Origin of the sequence: Paenibacillus haidiansis (genome assembly GCF_036553665.1) — a bacterium.
Taxonomy (GTDB): Bacteria; Bacillota; Bacilli; order Paenibacillales; family Paenibacillaceae; genus Fontibacillus; species Fontibacillus haidiansis.
In genome coordinates this window covers 197,178-219,012 of record NZ_JAZHPZ010000007.1, presented here as the reverse complement: position 1 = coordinate 219,012, position 21,835 = coordinate 197,178, and the positions used below count along the sequence as shown (strand labels likewise).

General features: G+C 53.7%; 16 protein-coding genes. 13 read left to right on the top strand and 3 right to left on the bottom strand.

The window, feature by feature from the left end; all coding sequences use genetic code 11:
* The first annotated feature begins 5 nt into the window (after positions 1-5).
* From cobM to V3851_RS16020, 5 genes are all read left to right on the top strand, one after another.
* Positions 6-800 (top strand): precorrin-4 C(11)-methyltransferase, encoded by a 795-nt coding sequence (gene cobM / locus V3851_RS16040; protein ID WP_331847596.1) that lies wholly within the window; start codon positions 6-8, stop codon positions 798-800.
* Complete coding sequence (locus tag V3851_RS16035) at positions 793-1,908, top strand: cobalt-precorrin 5A hydrolase (protein WP_331847565.1); 1,116 nt, start codon at positions 793-795, stop codon at positions 1,906-1,908. Before cobM ends, V3851_RS16035 begins: the two co-directional genes overlap by 8 nt.
* Positions 1,901-3,346, top strand: coding sequence for a cobyrinate a,c-diamide synthase (locus V3851_RS16030; RefSeq protein ID WP_331847564.1), 1,446 nt, complete (start codon positions 1,901-1,903; stop codon positions 3,344-3,346). The genes V3851_RS16035 and V3851_RS16030 overlap by 8 nt, the downstream gene beginning before the upstream one ends.
* An 89-nt stretch (positions 3,347-3,435) precedes the next feature.
* Entirely contained in the window at positions 3,436-5,049 is a 1,614-nt protein-coding gene (locus V3851_RS16025; RefSeq protein ID WP_331847563.1) for an alkaline phosphatase family protein, read from the top strand.
* Positions 5,050-5,097: 48 nt separating this feature from the next.
* Complete coding sequence (locus tag V3851_RS16020) at positions 5,098-6,348, top strand: MFS transporter (protein WP_331847562.1); 1,251 nt, start codon at positions 5,098-5,100, stop codon at positions 6,346-6,348.
* 92 nt (positions 6,349-6,440) lie between these two features.
* Here V3851_RS16020 and V3851_RS16015 read toward each other — a convergent pair whose 3' ends face one another.
* Both V3851_RS16015 and V3851_RS16010 read right to left on the bottom strand, forming a co-directional pair.
* Positions 6,441-9,929, bottom strand: a complete 3,489-nt coding sequence (locus tag V3851_RS16015; protein ID WP_331847561.1) for a glycoside hydrolase family 2 TIM barrel-domain containing protein — start codon at positions 9,927-9,929, stop codon at positions 6,441-6,443.
* A gap of 34 nt (positions 9,930-9,963) precedes the next feature.
* Entirely contained in the window at positions 9,964-10,836 is an 873-nt protein-coding gene (locus V3851_RS16010) for an AraC family transcriptional regulator (protein ID WP_331847560.1), read from the bottom strand.
* 234 nt (positions 10,837-11,070) lie between these two features.
* On the opposite strand from V3851_RS16010, the gene V3851_RS16005 reads away from it, so the two are divergent.
* The 5 genes from V3851_RS16005 (at position 11,071) to V3851_RS15985 (ending at position 17,751) form a co-directional block, all read left to right on the top strand.
* Positions 11,071-13,227 (top strand): glycoside hydrolase family 3 C-terminal domain-containing protein, encoded by a 2,157-nt coding sequence (locus tag V3851_RS16005; RefSeq protein ID WP_414859327.1) that lies wholly within the window; start codon positions 11,071-11,073, stop codon positions 13,225-13,227.
* Positions 13,228-13,298: 71 nt separating this feature from the next.
* Positions 13,299-14,252: an ABC transporter permease gene (locus tag V3851_RS16000; protein WP_331847558.1), complete on the top strand. Its 954-nt coding sequence runs from the start codon at positions 13,299-13,301 to the stop codon at positions 14,250-14,252.
* A 66-nt stretch (positions 14,253-14,318) separates the two neighbouring features.
* Entirely contained in the window at positions 14,319-15,140 is an 822-nt protein-coding gene (locus V3851_RS15995) for a carbohydrate ABC transporter permease (protein WP_414859328.1), read from the top strand.
* A 124-nt stretch (positions 15,141-15,264) separates the two neighbouring features.
* Entirely contained in the window at positions 15,265-16,938 is a 1,674-nt protein-coding gene (locus V3851_RS15990; protein ID WP_331847556.1) for an ABC transporter substrate-binding protein, read from the top strand.
* A gap of 132 nt (positions 16,939-17,070) precedes the next feature.
* Complete coding sequence (locus tag V3851_RS15985) at positions 17,071-17,751, top strand: DUF421 domain-containing protein (RefSeq protein ID WP_331847555.1); 681 nt, start codon at positions 17,071-17,073, stop codon at positions 17,749-17,751.
* 324 nt (positions 17,752-18,075) lie between these two features.
* Here the strand turns inward: V3851_RS15985 and V3851_RS15980 are convergent, their stop codons facing one another.
* Positions 18,076-18,741 (bottom strand): FadR/GntR family transcriptional regulator, encoded by a 666-nt coding sequence (locus tag V3851_RS15980; protein ID WP_331847554.1) that lies wholly within the window; start codon positions 18,739-18,741, stop codon positions 18,076-18,078.
* A gap of 286 nt (positions 18,742-19,027) precedes the next feature.
* On the opposite strand from V3851_RS15980, the gene V3851_RS15975 reads away from it, so the two are divergent.
* From V3851_RS15975 to dgoD, 3 genes are read left to right on the top strand one after another with little or no spacing between them, the layout of a single operon-like run.
* Positions 19,028-19,981 (top strand): sugar kinase, encoded by a 954-nt coding sequence (locus V3851_RS15975; RefSeq protein ID WP_331847553.1) that lies wholly within the window; start codon positions 19,028-19,030, stop codon positions 19,979-19,981.
* Between the two features lie 12 nt (positions 19,982-19,993).
* Positions 19,994-20,638: a bifunctional 4-hydroxy-2-oxoglutarate aldolase/2-dehydro-3-deoxy-phosphogluconate aldolase gene (locus V3851_RS15970; protein ID WP_331847552.1), complete on the top strand. Its 645-nt coding sequence runs from the start codon at positions 19,994-19,996 to the stop codon at positions 20,636-20,638.
* A 12-nt stretch (positions 20,639-20,650) separates the two neighbouring features.
* Positions 20,651-21,802: a galactonate dehydratase gene (dgoD, locus tag V3851_RS15965; RefSeq protein WP_331847551.1), complete on the top strand. Its 1,152-nt coding sequence runs from the start codon at positions 20,651-20,653 to the stop codon at positions 21,800-21,802.
* Positions 21,803-21,835 lie beyond the last annotated feature (33 nt).

Below are 21,835 nucleotides of genomic sequence, written 5' to 3'. Positions count from 1 at the left end.
CGGAGATGCGGTTGGAACCAAAGGTTTACTTCATCGGCGCGGGACCCGGCGACCCCGAGTTGATTACAGTGAAGGGCGGCCGTATTCTGCGTTCGGCGGATCTTGTGCTGTATGCCGATTCGCTGGTCAGCGAGGAGCTGATCCGCAGCGCAAAAGACGACGCCGTCGTGCTGCAAAGCTCGGGAATGGACCTGGAGCAGCAGATCGCGGCCATGGCGGAGGCGGTGTTGGAAGGCGGCGTCGTAGCCCGCGTCCATACCGGCGACCCGGCCATGTACGGTGCGATCCTGGAGCAGATGTCGCTGCTGAAACTGTGCGGCATCCCGTGCGAGATCGTGCCGGGAGTCAGCTCGGTCTTCGCCGCGGCGGCGGCGCTGGAAGCGGAGCTGACCGTTCCGGGCTTGACGCAAACCGTCATTCTGACCCGGGTGGAGGGACGCACTCCGGTTCCGGAGCGGGAACGGCTGCGCGAACTTGCCGCCCATCACTGCACGGTGGCGCTGTTCCTCAGCGCTGCGCAGGCCGGGCATGTAACGGAGGAATTTCTGGCGGCGGGCTGGAGCGGGGAAACGCCTGTAGCCGTCGTTCAGCGGGCGAGCTGGCCGGACCAGCGGATTGTACGTACATCGGTGAACAGGCTGGAGGAAGATTTGAAAGCTGCGGGCATTACGATGCATGCGATGATTCTGGCCGGCCGGGCGCTTGATCCCTCGCTGGTCGACCGGGATGCCTACCGTTCGAAGCTCTATGACAAGAGCTTCACCCATGGCTTTCGGGAAGGAAAGGGAAGCCATGGCTAAGAAGTATGCGGTTGTGGCGATTACCCGAAACGGGATTCGGCTTGCCCTGAAGCTGGGAGAAAGGCTGGAGGATTCCGAGGTTTACTCTTACGCCAAATATGGCGACGGTCTGGAACAGGTGGAGGGTAAGCACTATTTGTTTAACGGACCGGTAAAAGAACTGCTGCCGTCCCTGTTTCGGCGCTACGAAGGAGTCATTCTGATGTTCTCGCTCGGCGCGGCCGTCAGGCTGATCGCCCCCTTGCTGGTCGGCAAAGCAACCGATCCGGCCGTAATCGTGATCGACGAACGCGGGGAGCATGTCATCAGTATGCTGTCCGGCCACCTAGGCGGGGCTAACCGGCTGACGCTGCGGATTGCCGAACTACTGGGCAGCCGCCCGGTCATTACGACCGCTTCGGATGGACAAGGCGGCTTTGCCGTGGATTTGCTCGGCAGGGAGTTCGGCTGGCGGGCGGACAGCTTTGCCCCGGTGAAAGCGGTCAGCGCCGCGCTGGTGAACGGGGAGCCGCTCGCCTTTCTACAGGAGAGCGGGGAACGGAACTGGCTGCCAGCCGGTGCCAGGCTGCCGGGGCATGTAAGATGCTGCAGTGAAATGGAAGAACTGTCGCAGTTCCCGATCACGGCTGCGATACTCGTAACCGACCGGCTGCTGGCAGCCGAGGAGGAAGCGGTTTTGCCGGAGCATACAGTTGTCTATCGCCCCCGGAGCCTGGTGGTCGGGCTTGGATGCAACCGCGGAACTTCGGCGGAGGAGCTTGAGGTAGTAGTGAAGGAAACCTTGGCGGATCTGGGACTCTCGCTGCTAAGCGTCCGGAAGGCGGCAACGGCCGAGCTCAAGGGTGACGAAGCCGGGCTGCTGAGTCTGTGCGCCAAATACGGCTGGGAGCTGGAGCTGTTTGCGGCGGAACGGCTGAACACGGTGACCATGGACCGGCCTTCGGAGGTTGTGTTCCGGGCGACGGGGGCGTACGGCGTCTGCGAGCCCGCGGCCTTGCTGTCCTCGGGAGCGGCCGGGCTGCTGCAGCGCAAGCGGAAAAGCGGCAATGTCACGATCGCCGTTTCCCGTATACCCTTTGAGAATATAGGAGGCGAGGGAGATGGATGAACGAAAGATTACGAAACGGCGCCCCCGCTTCATTATCGCCGGCACGGGCAGCGGCGCGGGCAAAACGACCGTGACGCTGGGGCTGATGCGGGCTTTTGCCCGGCGCGGCTTGACGGTGCAGGGCTTCAAAAGCGGGCCGGATTATATCGACCCCGCCTATCATGCCGCCGCCGCGGGTTGTCCGCCCCGCAACCTGGACTTATGGATGACCTCCGATGCCTATCTGCTGGATTATTTTTTGCGCTCCTCCGAAACAGCGCAGTTATCCGTCATCGAAGGGGGAATGGGACTCTATGACGGCAAAGCTGCGGCAGATCTTACAGGCTCCACCGCAGAGATGGCCATTCTCACGGACACTCCGGTGCTGTTTGTTGTTGATGTTCGCGGCATGGGCCGCAGCGCGGCTGCCGTTGTGTTGGGTTTCCAGCATTTGGAGCCGAGCGTGCGCATCGCCGGGGTGATCGTGAACCAATGCGGGAGCCGGAGTCATTACGATACGGTAAAGACCGCGATTGAAGCGGCTTGCGGCATCCCGGTTGTAGGGGGGCTTCATCGTGACAGTAAACTACATGTCCCGGAGCGCCATTTGGGTTTGCTGCCCGCGGTTGAGCGGGGGGAGCTGGAGTCATTGTTTGACCGCGCTGCGGACTTGCTTGAGGCAGGGACGGATCTCGAGGCGCTGCTGGAGTTGGCAAATTCCGCCCCTCCGCTGCCGGTTCCGCATCCTGCCGGGCAAGTATGCGATCCACCGGTAGCCATTTCTTCCGGCGGCGGGGCAACCCCGGTCCTTGCCGTGGCCCGGGATGCGGCGTTCAACTTCTACTATGCCGACAATTTGGAGCTGCTGGCTGCTGCCGGAGCCCGGCTGGTCTTCTTCAGCCCGCTTGGCGGCGAAGGGATTCCGGCGGAAGCGGACGGCATTTATCTCGGAGGCGGTTTTCCCGAGGAATTCGCTCCCGCGATCGCCGCGAATCAGGCCTTCCTGGAAGGCCTTAGGTCCGCCGCGGCGCTAGGGATGCCGCTGTATGCGGAATGCGGCGGCTATATGGTGTTGGCCCGCAGCTTGACCGACCGGGCGGGTCAAACGCATCCGATGGCCGGGATCATTCCGGCGCATACGGTGATGCGGGAACGCCGCGCCGCGCTTGGCTACCGGGAGGTCGCCGCGCTGCGGGACAACCTGCTGCTGAAGCGGGGGGAATGCATGCGCGGTCATGAATTTCATTATTCGATTATGGACTACGGTGCCGAGGAGCCCCAATGCCATGCGTATCTGAGCGAAGGCAGAGGCGGAGCCGAGCCTGAGGGATATGCCGGCGGAAATGTGCTGGCGTCTTATGCGCATGTTCATTTGGCTTCCCATCCTTTGGCCGCGAAGCGGCTTATCGAAGCGTGCGCAGCGTACCGTTTAAAGAAGATGGATTGTTCAGGATTGTAGTCGCAAATGTGGTTGCAGTTACATTACAAAAACTTTGAATGGCGATCCCCCTCCGGAGGAAGAATGTAATTAAAAAGGGGGATTTAACCATGAAGTGGGGCATATTTTTTATCATCGCAGCGGTACTGATCGTATTATTGATTGTGGTTGGAAGTTCCCGGAATCAAAAGCCGAAGGAACAGGATTTGTCGCGCATCAAACCGGAGACTGGCGCAAAGGGCAAGAAGGTGATTCTGCTGCTGGCGGACTCCCTGATGTCGCAATCCATTGACAGAGGGCTCCGGGAAAAGGAGCTTCCGACCTTTCGATTTTTGATCGAGCACGGACAATATTACAAAAATATGGTCAGCTCGTTCCCGACCATGTCCGTTACGATCGACAGCACCTTGCTGACGGGCCGCTATCCGAGCGAGCATCGGCTGCCGGGTCTGACCTGGTATTCGGCCAAGGACAAAAAGGTCATCAATTACGGCACCGGCCCGATCGAAGTGCTGCGCCAGGGCGTGAACAACGTTTTGACCGACGGCCTCATTCACTTGAATCAGGACCACCTGAATCCCGACGTGCCGACTATCCATGAAGAATTGGCCCGGCACGGATTGCAATCCGGTTCCATCAACGGGTTGATATACCGCGGACCGGCGGTTCACAAGCTGACGATTCCCGCCTGGCTCCATATTCCGTCCTCCTTACCCGACGAGATCGAGGTGAAAGGGCCGGACTTCTTGACGTTGGGGGCATTAACCAACCCGTTGGAAGGGTTGGCCGATCTGCCGGATAACCTGACCGACAAAATCGGCTTCAATAACCGTTTTTCCTTTGAAACCGTCAAATACCTGGTTCGCCACCGGAAGCTTCCCGATTTTTTGTTTGTCTATCTGCCCGACCTGGATCAGGAGCTGCACAAGAACGGTCCTTCTTCGCTGAAAGGAGTCAAAGACCTGGACGGGCAGCTTGAATCGCTGCTGCAATCGTTTGGCTCGCGGGAGCAAGCCATGAAGGAGGCGGTGATCCTGATTTCCGGCGACAGCGGGATGACGCGGATTCTCCCTGCCGACCGCAATCCGGAAATCGACTTGTCCGCTCTGTTCGGCGATGACCGGGTGCTTAGCCCGGGGGAAGAGGAATCCGGGAGCAAGGACATCCTGTTTACGGTTAATGAAACGATGGCCTATGTATATTCATTAAAAGGAACCGATACTTTGAAAGAAGCGGCGAAGGTGCTTCAAGCCGATTCGCGCATCGATTTCGTCGCATGGAAAGAGCGGGACGGATGGGTCAACGTCATTCAGGGCGGGACTTCCAAAGCGCTTAAATACAAAGCCGACGGGAAGCTGCAGGATACATACCGTCAATCCTGGACGATCGATGGGGACTCTCAAGTGCTCGATCTAAAAGTTAATGATGTTAATAATATGCTGGAATATGACGAGTACCCCGATGTGCTCATGAGGTTGAAGAGTGCGCTAGATTCGCATGAAGGCGATTATTTGGTCGTCACCGCCAAACCCGGATACGAATTGAAGGACAAAAACTCCCCGACGCATAAGGGGGGCGGCGGTCACGGCTCGATCCGCAAAGCGGAGTCGCTCGTGCCGTTGATCATTTGCGGAACCGACCGCAAGCCAACCTTGTTGCGTATGGTCGATCTGAAGAGTTATTTGCTTGACCTGCTTGCAAAGAACCCCCCAAATCATGGATAATGCGAAGGAGATGATTGTTATAACAGAAGAGGGAAGGTGAGAATGTAAATGAACTCCTCTAGCGAACAACTCGCTGGCCACTGGAAGAAAAATATCGTTCTTTTCTTATCCAGTCAGACGATATCGCTATTCGGTTCGGCTTTGGTTCAATATGCGATGATGTGGCATATTACCTTAACGACCTCGTCGGGTGTTATGATGACGCTGTATATTATTTGCGGATTTATCCCCACGTTTCTTTTGTCCCCTTTTGCCGGGGTCTGGGCGGACCGGTTCAACCGGAAGATCCTGATCATGTCGGCCGATGCGATGATCGCGCTGGCTACCTTGATTCTCGCTGTCGTCTTTCTAATGGGCTACGACGCGACGTGGCTGCTCTTTGTCATGGCCGCCATCCGCGCGCTCGGAACCGGTATTCAAACCCCGGCCGTTGGCGCCATTTTGCCGCAAATCGTGCCCGCGGAGAAGCTGACGCAGGTCAACGGCGTCAACGGAACGCTGCAGGCGGTGATAACGTTTGTGGCTCCGATTGTGAGCGCGGGACTGCTCACGATGACTTCGATCGAAATGATCTTTTTTATCGATGTTGTTACCGCGGCGATCGCGATTCTGACCCTGCTGCTGTTCTTTAAAATCCCGGTCCACGCCAAGGCCGCCGAAAAACAGTCGGCGAGTTATTTCAGCGATTTTAAAGAGGGCTTGATTTACATCGGCAATCACCGTTTCCTCAAACTGTTTTTTCTGTTCTTTTCCATTTTCTTTATTTTGATGGCCCCCGCGTCCTTTCTGACCCCGCTTCAGGTGAAACGCAGCTTCGGCGGCGATGTCTGGCTTTTAACCGCTATTGAAATCGCCTTTTCGGTCGGCATGATGGCGGGCGGGGTGATTATCGCTTCTTGGGGTGGCTTCCGCAATAAAGTCCACACGATGACCCTAGCCAGTCTGATCATGGGGGCGTGCACGCTTGCGCTCGGCCTTGCGCCCGCCTTTTGGATCTATTTGATCTTCATGGCTATTTTCGGCGTAGCGATGCCTATGTTCAACACCCCGACCACCGTACTGATTCAGGAAAAAGTCGAGGAAAGCTACTTGGGAAGAATCTTCGGCGTTTTCGGGATGATCTCCACCTCGATGATGCCGCTTGGAATGCTCATCTTCGGTCCCGTCGCGGATATCGTCAAGATCGAATGGCTTCTGATCGGAACCGGGGTGCTGATTTTGATCCTGTCCATATTTCTGGGCCGAAATCAAATTATGCTTGAAACCGGAAAGCCCGCAATTCGCGAGCACTCCTCTTAAGACAGTTTGCGTTGATGCCACCCCAAGGGGCAATAAGGGTGTCCATAACGCGACAAGAAGCTCCCGCAGCGCTGCGGGAGCTTTATTACTAGTTATGCGCGGTGAAACTCAAACCATTTAAAATCAAACTCGCTGCCGGGCAGAAACACGAAAGTGACCGTTTGCGGGCCGGCAACACGTTCCAGGGAAAATTCCCGTTCGCAATAACCGTCGGAATGGGCAAATTCGACGATTTGTTTGGATTCCCCTTGGGGGCCGGCAAACAAAATGTGAATGGTGTTCTTGTCGATCGGGGAATGTCCGCAGATCACGAGCTTCGTACTGCCGGTTTCGCCGAAATCCATATCCTCGAACACGAGCGAGACATTGTTGCCGATATTTTTTACCGCATCATCCGACAGCGTATAGGAATCTCCATAAATCCGGTTGCTGTCCAAAGCGCCGAGCCGCTCGTATGCCTTCATCGCCTTTGTGAACCGGAAGCCTTTTAAGTGGATTTTCCGGTACAAAACGAAGCAGAGGGTCGTAATTCCCCGCAGGCGTTTAGGCAAGCGATAGGCGACTTCCTGATACACATTCCAAATCGACGGTTTCTGATAGGTCACCCGCGTCAGCAATTGCGCGTTCTCTTTACCCGGGACGCCTTCCCAAATTTCGATCGGGAATTCCTCGTCGTCCAGTGAAAAGATCGGCAGGGTGATCTCGTCCGATCCATAGCTGCCGAAATCGATTTTGTCGAAGCAGATCCGGCTTTCTCCTTCCCGGCCCGTGGCCACGCCCCGTTCATTGCCGTTCGTTAAATTGCGGCTCAATTCGGCGTTATGGTAGCCCGCGGAGACGAACTCGTATGGATTGAGATAGGCTTGCCCCATCCCGGCGATATGAAATTCCATCAGGGAATAGAGCGAGATTTTGCCGGAACCGTTCGTTGCCGCGCAGCGGACATAAACTTTGCCGTCGCCCAAAGCCGTGATCACGGCTTCATGACCGTTCGCCTCAAGGGTGGCGATATTGGCATCGATCCCGGCCGCATTGGTGATCCGCCATGCAACATCCTGATAGGTGGCGTTCTCCGGGTGAATTTTGACCCGGACCGGAAGCGAGCGGCTGTCTTTGGCAAGCCGGTTGCCTTGCGGGCAGATAAGCTCCAGCTTGCGGATCGGAATTTCGTCTCGTTGCCGCTCTTGCAGCTCCAGGCTATCGGACGAAGGAGCCGATGGCGCATAGGCATAGAGCGGCGGTTGGTGTTCGCCAGAGGCGTTGACGGCGGGCGCGGGGGAAACGGCCGTCAGTTCGATCTCGCACGGCTTCATCCCCTTTGAATCGGCTCGCAACGTAATCGTTCCGCTTTCCAGGCAAGAGGCGATGACGGCCAGCAGCTTGCCGCTGAACAGCTTGCGGCTCGTTCCTTTATACTGTTCGTAATCGGTGCTGTCTCCGTTATCGAGGCCGACCAGACGGCCGGGGCCTTCGACAGTAAGCTGGATCCGGTTATTGGCGTTCTCGACGGGATTGCCTTCATCATCGATCGCGGAGATTTCCACAAATACGAGGTCCGAGCCGTCCGCCGCGATAGTTTGCTTGTCCGGAACCATCACAAGTTCGGACGCATCGCCGAAGGAACGTTTTACATCCTCGGCAACCTTCCGGCCGTCTTCATCGTAGGCCACGGCCCGCAGAACGCCTTTAGCGTAAGCCAGCCGCCAATCTCCTACCAGCTTCTCGCCATGGGCATGATCGATATCGAAAGTGCCTTGCGACACATCGTTAAAGAACAATTCGATCCTCGGGGCGTTGGAGCATACCCGCACATCGATGAGCTGCCCTTCGGAAAAATCCCAATACGGGAAAATATGAACCATCGGCTTGACCTTGTAATCGGTCCATTCCGCCTGATAAATATAGAAGGAATCCTTCTTGAAGCCCGCTGTATCGAGCTGGCCGAAGTAGGAATTTTTCGTATGATAAGGCGTCGGTTCGCCGATATAATCGAACCCGGTCCACAGAAACTGCCCGAGCGAGAAGGGGGCGTCCCGGTCGGCGATGATGCAGCTTTCCGTACTTTTCGCGCCCCAGCTGGTCGAGCTGTTTCCGAGCGAGGAGCACTGCTCGTCATCGTCCGACAGTACGGACTGGGACAGCGGGAAATGATAAATGCCCCGGCTTTGCACGGTGGAGCAGGTTTCGCTTCCGTATATGAACCAGTCGGGATGCTCTTGGTGGTGGAGTTCATAGTACTTGTCCCCGTAGTTGTAGCCGGCGAATTTTACGAGATCGGCGCATTTTTGGGCATTATCCCACGGCATATAATTGGAGCCGATCGTAACGGCCGCGTTACCTTTCGGATCATGCAGCCGTACCGCATCCCGGAGCATTACCGTGATTTCCTGGCCGCGCTCGTCGGCATGGGTATCGTAGATTTCATTGCCAATGCTCCACATCAACATACTGGGACGATTTCTGTCGCGGCGCACCCAACTGGCCACGTCCTTTTCCCACCATTCCGGAAAAAATCTCGCGTAATCGTACGTCGTCTTCTTCCGTTCCCACATATCGAAGGCTTCCGATACGACCAGCACGCCCATTTCATCCGCCAATTCCATGAATTCCACGGCGGGCATATTGTGGGCGGTACGAATGGCGTTGACGCCCATTTCCTGCAAGAGCGCGATCTGTCTACGCAGGGCGGCCTTATTGACGGCCGCGCCGAGGCAGCCCATATCGTGATGCTGACAGACGCCCTGAAGCTTCACATGGCGGCCGTTCAGGAAGAATCCTTGCTCGCTATCGAATTCCATCGTCCGGAACCCGAAGGTTTGCACTTCTTCCTCGGTTACCGTTTCGCCCGCAATCAATTCGGTTTTGAGGGTATAGCAGTAGGGGGCCGCGATGTCCCAAAGCACGGGGTCGGCCACGGACACAACGGCGGGGGACACCGCCGTTTGACCGGGCTCCGGCGCGATTTCGGACTCCGTTTCGGCGACCTTCGCCCCGGAGGCGTCGAGAATGCTGTGCCGGAGCCTGTAGCCGGTCAAGTCTTCACTTTGCCCGCCAAACCGCATCTCGGTGTCAACCTCTACATTCCAAGCGTCTTCGGTTTTCCTGGCGGAAATATAAATTCCGTCCGGAACCAGGTGAGTAGCGGGATGCGTCTTCAGCCATACATTCCGATAAATCCCCGCGCCGGTATACCAGCGGGAATTGGGAGCCTCGTGGACGACCCGCACATAGATTTCGTTATCGCCGTCCGATAGGTAAGGGGTGATATCGATTTCAAAAGTGGAATAACCGTATTTCCAGGTTCCCGCCTCATGGCCGTTGACATAGAGGGTAGAATTCATGTAAACGCCTTCAAACCGTAGCGAGATGCGGGTATACGGCGCGTGATTTTCCACAGTAAAAGATTTGCGGTACCAGCCTTCTCCGTCCTCATACAAATGATTGGCGTCATAAATCAGCCAGTCGTGCGGCAGGGTCACAGGGTTCCAAGCCGTATCTCTGCCCTGAACGGCTTCAAGGTTCGATCCCAGCGGCTGCTTAGTAAATAACCAGCCGTTATTGAACAATTTTTTTCGACTCATGCAGAAATCTCCTTTATCCCATGAAATGACTATATTAACGATTCGTATGATTGCCGTGAAGGCATTTGTACTCGGACGGAGTACATTTCTTATAGCTCTTGAACACGCGGTTAAAGGTGGGAAGACTCCCGAAGCCGGAGCTCATGGCGACTTCCATGACCGATAAATTCGGGTCGATCAACAGCTTCTCGGCGTGCATGATCCGATGCTGGTTGAGGTAGCTGTAATAGGACATGCCCATGTATTGCTTGAACAGGCGCATGAAGTGAAATTTGCTGAAGCCCGCCAGCTCGGCCAGCTCTTCAACCTGAATATCCTCGGTGCAGTGCTCGTTCATGTAATTGCAGACTTCCATCAGCTTATCGATATATTTGTGCTGTTTCTGGTTTTTGCTGTGGAGGAAGCGGCGTTCTTCATTCATGAAGTTCCGCCCGAGGATGACAAAAAACTGGATCAGCATCGAGTAGGCGGAGGCTTCTCTAAGTATGGACTTGCTGAAATATTCTTTCATTAAATCCAGCAGCAAAGGTTCAAGCAGATCGTGAAGCTCGCGGTTTTGCTCCGCGGTGATGTGCAAGCAGGGGCGAAGCAAATGAAACGTGGAGTCCAGGCCATTCAGATGATACAGAAGGGAGCAATCGAATTGCATGATGATCCGCTCTCCCGACTCGGGGGCGAAGAGCTGATGGAGCTCGCCCGAAGGAATGACAAGAATATCGCCGGGGTCGAGCACATATTTTGTATCGTCAACGACAGCGGTATAAATATTTTCGAGCGGCATGATGATTTCGGCCGCGGTGTGCCAATGGACCGGATAATCTTCGGTTTCCTTGTTCAAGTAAAGACGAATTCCGAAATGCTCGCGGAACGACACGGTTTCTTTGGCGCCATCCAAAATTTCGATCAACTTAATTCATTCCTTTCTTCAGCTTAAATTTAGCAATATTTGATAAGTCGAAAGCTAAATTCACGAAGAACATGAAAGTTATAATCGATATAATTTAAATGATGTAACCGCATACAAAGATTGCAAGTTCCTGTCGAACGGGTTCCAGACTTGCAACAATGAGATCATAACATGTGATCTTGAATTTTGCTATTTATTATATGAATACTTCGAGAAAAGATGGTGCAAAAATCTATGGCGGAGCTAACGAAAAACAAGCAAAAAATCAGCGAGTACAAGGAACGGGCGAAGCGGCTGGTCAGCCAGATGACGCTTTCGGAAAAAGTGCATCAAATGCTGCATGCCGCACCGGCGATCGAGCGCTTGAATGTGAAGGCATACAATTGGTGGAACGAATCGCTGCACGGCGTGGCAAGAGCCGGGGTGGCGACGGTGTTCCCGCAGGCTATCGGCCTGGCGGCAACATTCGACGAAGAACTGCTGGCAGAGGTTGCGGAAGCCATCGCGACGGAAGCGAGAGCGAAATTCAATATGCAGCAGGATTTCGACGATACGGATATTTATAAGGGCTTAACGTTCTGGGCGCCGAACGTGAATATTTTCCGCGACCCCCGCTGGGGCAGGGGCCACGAGACCTATGGTGAAGACCCTCATCTGACTTCGCGACTTGCCGTCCGCTTTATCCAAGGCTTGCAGGGGGCTGACGAGAACTATTTGAAGGTCGCGGCTTGTGCGAAGCATTTTGCGGTTCATTCCGGGCCCGAGGATTTACGGCATGAATTCAATGCGGTGGTTTCCACCCGTGATTTATATGAAACATATCTGCCGGCATTCCGCGCCTGCGTCGAAGAAGCCCAGGTCGAAGCGGTTATGGGAGCCTACAACCGGACCAACGGCGAGCCTTGCTGCGGCAGCGAGCTTTTGTTGAAGCAGATTTTGCGCGGGGATTGGCAGTTTGACGGGCATGTGGTGTCGGACTGCTGGGCGATCCGGGACTTCCACGAGCATCATAAGGTTACGGCGAACGCGGTCGAATCGGTCGCTTTGGCCGTCAACCAAGGCTGCGATTTGAATTGCGGCAGCCTGTTCGTTTTCCTGCTGGAAGCGGTGGAACAAGGCCTCGTCACCGAAGAACAGATCGACCAGGCGGTGATCCGGTTATTCACCACCCGGATGAAGCTCGGTCTCTTTGACGAGCAGGAGAAAGTTCCGTATTCTTCGATCCGTTATTCCGAGGTGGATTCGGCACGGATGCAGGAGCTGAACCGCAAGACCGCTCGCGAATGCCTGGTTCTGCTTAAAAACGAAGACAACCTGCTGCCTTTGGAAAAATCAAAAATCAAAACGATCGGCGTGATCGGGCCGAACGCGGATAACCGGCGCGCGCTGGTCGGCAATTACGAAGGAACCGCCTCTCGATATATTACCGTACTGGAGGGCATTCAGGACTATGTCGGGGAGGATGTGCGGGTCTTTTATTCCGAGGGCTGTCATTTATATAAGGATAAGATCAGCGGTTTGAGCGCCGGAAACGACCGGATGTCCGAAGTCAAAGCGGTTTGCCGGGAGAGCGATGTCGTCGTTGTCTGCCTGGGCCTGGATGCCGGGCTCGAAGGCGAAGAAGGGGATACCGGGAACCAGTTTGCGAGCGGCGACAAGAAGGATTTGAAGCTTCCCGGACTGCAGGAAGAAGTGCTGAAAGCGGCTTATGAATCGGGAAAACCGGTCGTTCTAGTCGTTCTGTCGGGCAGCGCTTTGGACCTTCGCCTGGCCGATGAGCATGTGCCGGCGATCATTCAGGGCTGGTATCCCGGCGCGCAAGGCGGTCGTGTGATCGCCGAGGCGATCTTCGGGGAGTTCTCTCCCGAAGGGAAGTTGCCGGTCACATTTTACAATACGACGGAGGAACTGCCCGATTTCAAAGATTATTCGATGAAAAACCGGACGTACCGTTTTATGGAGGGAGAAGCGTTATATCCATTCGGGTACGGACTCTCCTATACGGATTTCAGCGTTTCGAATGTGAAAGTGGATAGCGATCGAGTAACAGAGGAAGGAATTTCCGTATCCGCGACACTGAGAAACGAAGGCAATATGGCCGGTGGCGAAGTGCTTCAGGTTTATGTCAAATCGGAACACGGAGGCCCGCTTAATCCGCAGTTGCAAGCTTTCCGCAAAGTTCATCTGAAGCCGCAGGAATCCGTGGAACTGAAGCTGCATCTGCCGGCATCGGCCTTCGGCGTATTCGACGAAGCAGGAACAAGAAAGCTGCAGAAAGGAAAGTACTCTCTCTTTGTAGGGGTATCCGGACCGGACGGCAGAAGCCGCAAGCTTACCGGGAAGAACACGGAGGAAATTATGCTGGTTTCGGAGCTGGATTTGGAGGTTTGATTTTGGAGAAAACGCGTTTTAACCGCAAAAGTACAAACAGGGAACAATTCTAGAAGAAATGTGGTGATGACATGGCAGCCCGTAACAAGGCAGCAGTAGACGCAGGCCCGCTTTGGAAGCACGTCAGAAAGGAGTGGAAGCTGTACTCGTTTCTCATTATTCCCGTAATTTACTTTCTGATCTTCAAATACGCGCCGATGCTGGGAAATATCATCGCTTTCCGGAAATACAGGGGCGGTCCGAATTTATTCGGGACGGAATGGGTCGGACTTTCTTATTTCAAGATGTTCATGAAGGACCCTGTCTTTTGGCGAGCTTTTTACAACACATTGTTTTTAAGCATCATTTATTTGGTCTTCCGCTTCCCTTTGACGCTCGGCTTTGCCTTGCTGCTCAATGAAATCGTCAGAGTCAGACTCAAGAAGTTCGTTCAGACCGTCTCTTATTTGCCGCACTTTATTTCTATGGTTATCGTGGCGGGGATGATCAAGGAAATGGTTTCCTTGAGCGGTCCGATCAACACGCTGATCGCCAAAATAGGATTCGAGAAAATCCAGTTCATCTCGCTTCCGGAATGGTTCCCGACCATTTATGTCACATCCGGCATCTGGCAGGGGCTCGGCTGGGGCACCATCCTTTATTTGGCGGCAATGACCGGAATCAATACGGAATTGTACGAAGCGGCCAGGATTGACGGAGCCAACCGGTTCCGGCTCGCCTGGCATGTCACGATCCCGGGAATTCTGCCGACGATTATGGCGCTGCTGATTCTGGATATCGGCGGGATTATGGGATCGAACTTCGAGAAAATCTTGCTGCTCTATAATCCTTTGACTTTTGAAACCGCGGACGTTATTTCGACTTACGTCTACCGCATGGGGATAGGCGGCGGACAGTTCGGCGGTGTCGGCGGCAACTTCAGCTATGCGACCGCTGTCGGCTTGTTCGAAGGGATCATCGGCTTGATCTTGGTCACGACCGCGAATTTTATTTCCAAGAAGACTACAGAGTCAAGTCTTTGGTAGAAAGGAGCAGAAAACGTGAAAGCATCCTTATCCTATCGTGTGTTTCAGATCTTTAACGCGTTGATCATGACGCTGGTCGTATTTTTCACCCTATACCCGTTCGTATATTTGGTCGCCCAATCCTTCAGCTCGGAAGGCGCCATATATGCAGGGAAGGTTTCCTTTTATCCGGTGGAATTCACTACGCAAACCTACGAGACGCTGCTGAGCAAGCCTGACTTCTTCCACTATTACGGGAATACGATTCTGTATTCCGTGGTAGGCACGGTGATTTCGGTAGCCGCGACGGCGATTCTGGCCTATCCGCTTTCGAAGGATAAGCTGCGGATGAATAAATTTTTTATCCCGTTCGTGCTGTTTACGATGTATTTCGGCGGCGGCTTGATCCCGAACTATATTCTGGTCGCCAAAACGATGGGCATGCGGGATACGATTTGGGCGATTATTATTCCCGGCGCCATCAGCGCCTTCAATGTCATATTGATGAAGACGTTCTTTGCCAGCCTGCCGAATGAGCTTGAGGAAGCGGCCAAGGTAGACGGGCTTGATGTCTACGGCATATTCTGGAGAATTACGATTCCCTTGTCCAAGCCGATTATCGCCACGATGGTCTTGTTTGTCATCGTAGGCATCTGGAATAACTGGTTCGGGCCTTCGCTTTATTTGCAATCCAAGGATAAATGGCCGGTTGCCTTATATTTGCGGCAAATTATTGAAAACGCCATCAGTCCTACTGAGGTCGGTGCGACTACCGATACAAATACCCAGATTGCGGCGACCGTCAAGTCCGCCGCCATGGTGCTCACCTCCTTGCCGATAATTTGCGTCTATCCATTCGTGCAGAAATATTTCGTCCAGGGGATGATGATCGGTTCGGTTAAAGGCTGACCGCGATATATTCGGGAATATTGCAATCGCTTCCAAGCGAATTGCGGCATTTTCCGTTATATATAAATTCCTATAGCTTCCTAGCCAAATGTTTGCTTTACAAAATTTTCTGAGGAGGTTCTGTATGAAAAGATTTAAAAAGACAATCGGGGTCATGCTGGCATTAATCATGTCGGTAAGCTTGGCGGCATGCAGTGGAGGCAATGACAAAGAAGCCAACAAGCCTGCGGGCAATACCAATTCCACGGGAGGAACAAACGGAACGGAAGCCGCTTTGGACTACACGTTTGGGGAGAATCAAACCTTCCACTCCAATGAGCCGGTTACCTATTCCATGATGTTCAGCGATAATGAATCCTATCCTTACAAAGAAGACTGGAGAATTTGGAGCGCGATACAGGAAAAAAGCAATGTCAGCTTTGACCTGTCCATCACCGCCAGAACCGAGTACGAGAACCAAAAAGCGCTGCTTGTAAACAGCGGCGACGCACCTTATATTATTCCTAAAACTTACATTGAATCTCCATTTGTCGCCGGCGGACAAATCGTTGCCATCAGCGATTGGGTTCAGTACATGCCCAACTATCAGAAAGCTCTCAAAAACTGGGGACTTGAAGAGGATCTGAAAGCCAAGCTGCAAGCGGACGGCAAATATTATGTCCTGCCCGGATTGTGGGAAGTGGCCGGCGGCGGATATTCGTTCGTAATCCGCAAAGACGTGTTCGAAGCCGCAGGAGTCGACGTCGAAGCGGAGGAGGGCAACTGGACGTATGAGGATTTCTATCAAGCATTGAAGAAGGTGAAGGAATACACCGGCAAGGATTATGTGTTCTCCGACCGCTATTTCGCCGATGCCACGCTGAACATTGCGGCGGCTCAGTACGGAGTTACCTCCGGTTGGGGGCTGGCCAACGGTTTGAAGTTCGACTTTGACAAAAAAGAGTTTTACTTCGCCGACACAACCGATGATTACAAAGCGATGCTTACTTATTTCAACAAATTGGTAAAAGAAGGCCTGATGGATCCGGAGTCCTTCACGCAAGAAGACGAAACCGCCCTGGCTAAATTCTATAAAGGCGACAGTTACGTTATTATAAGCAACTACCAAATGATGATGGATATCAAAACCAAAATGCAAGTTCCCGAGGCGGAACTGTATATGATCGTCCAACCCGGCGGTCCGAAAGGGATGCTGCAGGTCGAAACCTCACGGCTTGAAAACGGTATTATGATCAGTAAGAACGCGCTTGACGATCTCGGCGAAGAAGGATTTATCAAGATGCTGCGTTTCGTTGACTGGCTGTGGTATTCGCCGGAAGGTCAAACCCTTAGCTTGTGGGGGGTTGAGGGAGAGACCTACACCAAAGATGCTGACGGCAATATTGTGCTGAATCCGGACATTACCTTCAACGGTCTCAATGAAGGGGCGCCGAAAAAATTGAACGAGGATTACGGCTTCGGCGGCGGGGTATTCGCTTATGGCGGTTCGCAAGAACTGAAATTGTCGAAGATGACGGAAGGCGAGAAGGATTTCAACGACCGGATCTTCGCCACCCGCGAGCCGCGCAAGATCGATCCGCCGATCATGGGCACGCCTGACCAAAGCGAAGAGATGAACCTGATCTCGACGCCGTTGATGGACTATGTGAAGACGATGACCCTGAAATTCATCACCGGCCAGGAAAGCCTGGACAATTGGGATACCTATGTGAAAACGGCGGAAGCCAACGGCAGCACCCGCTATACGCAAATGGCCAACGAAATCTTTAACGAAACGAAGAGCCTGCTCGGATACTAATCCAAAAGGCTAGAGAGCCCGGCGCACCGCCCACGGTGAACCGGGTTCTTTGTTTTGTCAAGGTTAAAATCGGGCAAAGCCGTTAATGATGTTGATAAATAAATCGCCATATCGCTGAAACCGGAGGATGAAATGGATTATCTCAACCTTACCGTTGAACTTGTGACAGGGTTTATTCTTCTGTTTATTATCGTAAAAATTTTGGGCCGAAAAATCATCAATCAAATCACGCCGTTTACCTTTATAGCCGCGATCGTTCTTGGCGAATTGTTAGGCAACGCGCTTTATAATGACGGGATCGGCGTTAAAAGCATCCTATTTTCCATGGTGTTATGGGCTGCAATGTTGTTGTTTGTTGAAATATTGGGCCAGAAATTCCTGAGACTGCGGTTGGTGTTCGAGGGGAAGCCGGCGGTATTGATACATAACGGGGTCATCAATAGAGAGCAGTTGAAAAAGAACCGCATGAATCTGAATCAGCTTCAAAGCCTTTTACGGCAATCGGAGACATTTTCGATCCGTGAGGTAGCGTATTGTTACCTGGAAGCCAACGGTTCCATCAGTATCATGAAAAAATCGAACTATCAAAAAACAACTCAAGAAGATTTTCAATTTCCCCAAAAAGAAGTCCATGTCCCCGTTACCATTATTCGGGATGGCGAATTGTTAAAGGATGAATTGCGCGATCTTGGAAAAAGCGAAGAATGGCTGCAGAAACAACTTGAAATGCACCATGTGAACGACTCGCGGGATGTTTTCATCGCGGAATGGCTGGAAGGAGACGGGCTGTTTGTGCAGACTTTCAGTGAATAATCCCCCATTTCCCCCTAATTCGGAGGAATTTTTAGGAACGTACAGATACCAATAAACGATCACGCCAGGAGGAACGTCCGTGAAAACGTTGCTCGTGAATATCGTGTACGCGGGAATTGAACCCTGTATGCAGGACATGGATCACTGCTCCATAAGGAGTATAGGGAACGGACAAATTGAAATGAATATTAAAATGAAGAACAATTGCTATGTCATGGATATGGGTTGTTGCTGGAGGAATGGATACAATTGAATAGCTTAATCACAACGTAAATCCCCGGTAGCGAAGGCTAGTGGGGATTTACGCGTTTAGGTCCATTTATATTATTTTTTCAGCGCTTCAAGCATGTCCTGAATGTGAAAATGCATAAGCTGACGGGCTTGTTCCTCATGCCGTTCTTCGATGGCGATGGCGATCAGAATATGATAACTGGAGGCTTTGGTTCGCATATGCGGCAGCGTATTCGTCTGCTTGCGCCCCTCGGCAAGCAAAGGGTAGATCGATTCCAGCATTCTTTGCAACACGGGATGCTCCGCCGATTCGGCGATCAGCCGGTGAAAAGCCAGATCCGTTTCCAAAAAAGGGCCGCCGTCCTCCATCTGCAAAACCATAGTATCGGCCAGCTCCCGGAGCTCCTTGACTTGGGCATGGCTAGCCCGTCTCGCGGACAAAGCGGCCAGTTCGGGCTCGATCAACAGCCGTGCCTCCAGCAATTTCACCAGCGAAATATCGCCAAGCTCCTTCAGATTCGCCGCGGGATCTTCCAGCAGCAACGGATCATTTCTGACATACATGCCCCGGCCATGCTCTATACTTACAATGCCCTGGCTTTCCAATGCCCGCAAAGCTTCCCGCACCGTCGTTACGCTGACTTCCATATCCTTGGAAATTTGCTGCAGGGTAGGTATCCGGGAGCCGGGCTCCCACTCTCCATCCACAATCTTCTTTTTGAGATGATCTATGGTTGTGGCAAATGTATTTTTTTTCATCGTTCAGCGTCCCCTAATCATGTCTTCTCTTTATGCTTTCCCTTTATTTTAGCATAGTCGTTACCTATGCCGCTATGGAATCAGTGTATTGACACCATATATTAAAGATATTATGATAGCAACATAAACATAGTATGTATATTTTATTATGTCCATTAAAATGTGTTTAATTCGTCTTTGTTCGCAAAAAAAGATCGTATTTACTTTTTAAATCAAATAAAGATATGATCTATATTTGCGATCGGAAAGCGAAGCATTCACTCTTGTAATCCAAGGAGGAACTGGGATGGAGGTTGTTACCTTTGGGGAATCCATGGTCCTGTTTAGCGGGGATCAGGATTTGCCGCTGGAGTATGTGCACAGGTTCAACAAACAGATGGCGGGAGCCGAATCGAATGTGGCGATCGGGCTGGCCAGACTTGGCCACTCCGTGGGCTGGTTCAGCAAGCTGGGGCAAGATGCCTTCGGGCGCTACATATTGCAGTGCGTTCGAGGGCAGGGGGTGGATACTTCCCGCTGCACCTTTACGGATGCCGCCCCGACGGCCGTATTCTTCAAAGAGCGCCGTCCGGGCGGGGGAACGAAGGTTTACTATTACCGCGACCGTTCCGCGGCCAGTAAAATGACGCCCGCCGATCTGGACGAAGCTTATCTCACTCAGGCCAAAATTTTACATGTGACCGGCATTACCCCGGCCTTAAGCGAAGGCTGTTTTGAACTCGTTCTGCGCGCGATGGAGTCGGCGAAACGGAATGATGTCGGCATCGTGTTCGATCCCAATATCCGCTGGAAACTCTGGGACCGGGCCGAGGCAAAGGGCAAACTGCTGGAACTGGCTTCCCGCGCCGATTATATCCTGCCCGGCCTCGATGAGGGGGAATTTCTTACGGGCGTGACCGGAGCGAATCAGATCGCTGAATTCTTCCTTAAGCTCGGGGCAAAGGCCGTGGTCGTCAAGCTGGGGAAGGACGGCGCGTATTACCGCTCTTTGACGGAGCGGGGACATGTGCCCGCGCTGCCCGTTCAAGAGATCGATCCCGTGGGAGCTGGCGACGGATTCGCCGCCGGGTTCATCAGCGGGCTGCTTCGCGGGGAAAGCCTGGCGCAAGCCGCGGCGAGGGCAAATGCCGTCGGAGCCATCGTCGTCGGGGTTCATGGGGATACCGAGGGCCTTCCAAACGAGGAGGAGCTGACGGCGGTGTTGTCGGGGCAGTCCACGTACCAAAACGTTCAACGATAAGGGGTGACGGGAATGAATAAACAGGACAAGCTGCAGCTATTGAAGGATTCCGGCGCGGTCGTCGTTGTGCGCAGACCTCCCTATGATCAGGCGGTCCGCATTGCGGACGCTCTTGTAACGGGCGGCGTGAAGGCGCTGGAAATCACGGCGGACACCGAGAAGGTATTCGACCTTATCGCCTCGTTAAAGGGGAGGTACGGCGACAAGGTTCTGGTCGGTGCAGGCACGGTGCTGGATGCGGAAACCGCGGAGAAGGCGATTGCCGCCGGAGCAGATTTTATATTTTCGCCGATTCTCGATGAAGAAACGATCAAGGTCACGATCCGGCATGATCGCATTTCCATTCCCGGGGTGATGACACCGACCGAGATCGTGCAGGGGTACAAGTACGGGGCGGACCTGCTTAAAATTTTCCCCGGTTCCTCATTAGGAGTTCATTATATCAAGGAGCTGTCGGCACCGCTCGGCCATATTCCGGTGATGCCGACTGGCGGCGTTACTTTGGAAAACGTGGCCCAGTTCATTCAAGCGGGAGCCGTCGCGGTCGGATTGGGCAGCTCGCTGCTGGACAAAAAGGCGATCGAAGAGCAAAGGTACGACGAGATTACCAAACGTGCGGAGCAATTCATCGAAGCGATCCATCAAGCAAGGGAATAGGAGAGAGACTACGTGAAAATAACAAACTACACCACATATATCGTACCGCCGCGCTGGCTGTTTTTGAAAATCGAAACCGACGAAGGCATCGTCGGCTGGGGGGAGCCCGTCATTGAAGGCCGGGCCCATACGGTGCAGGCCGCGGTGGGCGAATTGATGGATTACTTGATCGGCAAAGATCCGCTGCGAATCGAGGATCACTGGCAAACGATGTACCGCGGCGGCTTCTATCGCGGGGGTTCCATCCTGATGAGCGCGATCGCCGGGATCGACCAGGCGTTATGGGATATTAAAGGCAAGGCCTTCAATGCGCCGGTATATCAACTGCTGGGCGGGGCTTGCCGGGATTCCATCCGCGTGTACTCCTGGATCGGCGGCGATCGCCCGAGCGATGTGGCCCAGGCCGCGCTTGAAAAGCAGCAAGCCGGGTTTACGGCGATCAAGATGAACGCCTGCGAAGAGATGCAGTACATCGACAGCTATCGGAAAGTCGACGAGGTCGTGGAGCGCGTGGCCGCGATCCGGGCGGCCGCGGGTCCCGATCTCGGGATCGGGGTCGATTTCCACGGCCGCGTCCATAAGCCGATGGCCAAGGTGCTCGCCAAAGCGCTGGAGCCCTACCGCCTGATGTTCATTGAGGAGCCGGTGCTGCCGGAAAACAACGAGGCGCTGCGCGATATCGCGAATCATACCAGCACTCCGATCGCCACCGGGGAGCGGATGTTCTCGCGCTGGGATTTCAAATCGCTTCTGCAGGACGGGTACGTCGATATTATTCAGCCGGATTTGTCGCATGCCGGCGGCATCACCGAATGCAAGAAGATAGCCGCGATGGCGGAGGCTTATGATGTGGGCGTCGCTCCGCATTGTCCGCTCGGTCCGATCGCTCTGGCCGCCTGCCTGCAGGTCGACGCGACGGCGCACAATGCGGTCATTCAGGAGCAGAGCCTGGGCATTCATTACAACAAGGGCAACGACTTATTGGATTATATCGTCGATCCCGGCGTGTTCGCCTACGACGACGGTTATGTGAAAATTCCGCAGGGACCCGGACTGGGCATTAACGTGAACGAGGAATATGTGATCAAACGGGCCCAGGAAGCGCCTCACCGCTGGAGAAACCCGGTCTGGAGACACCGGGACGGATCGGTGGCGGAATGGTAAGAAGCGCATGGCGACCCCGAACAAAATGACGCC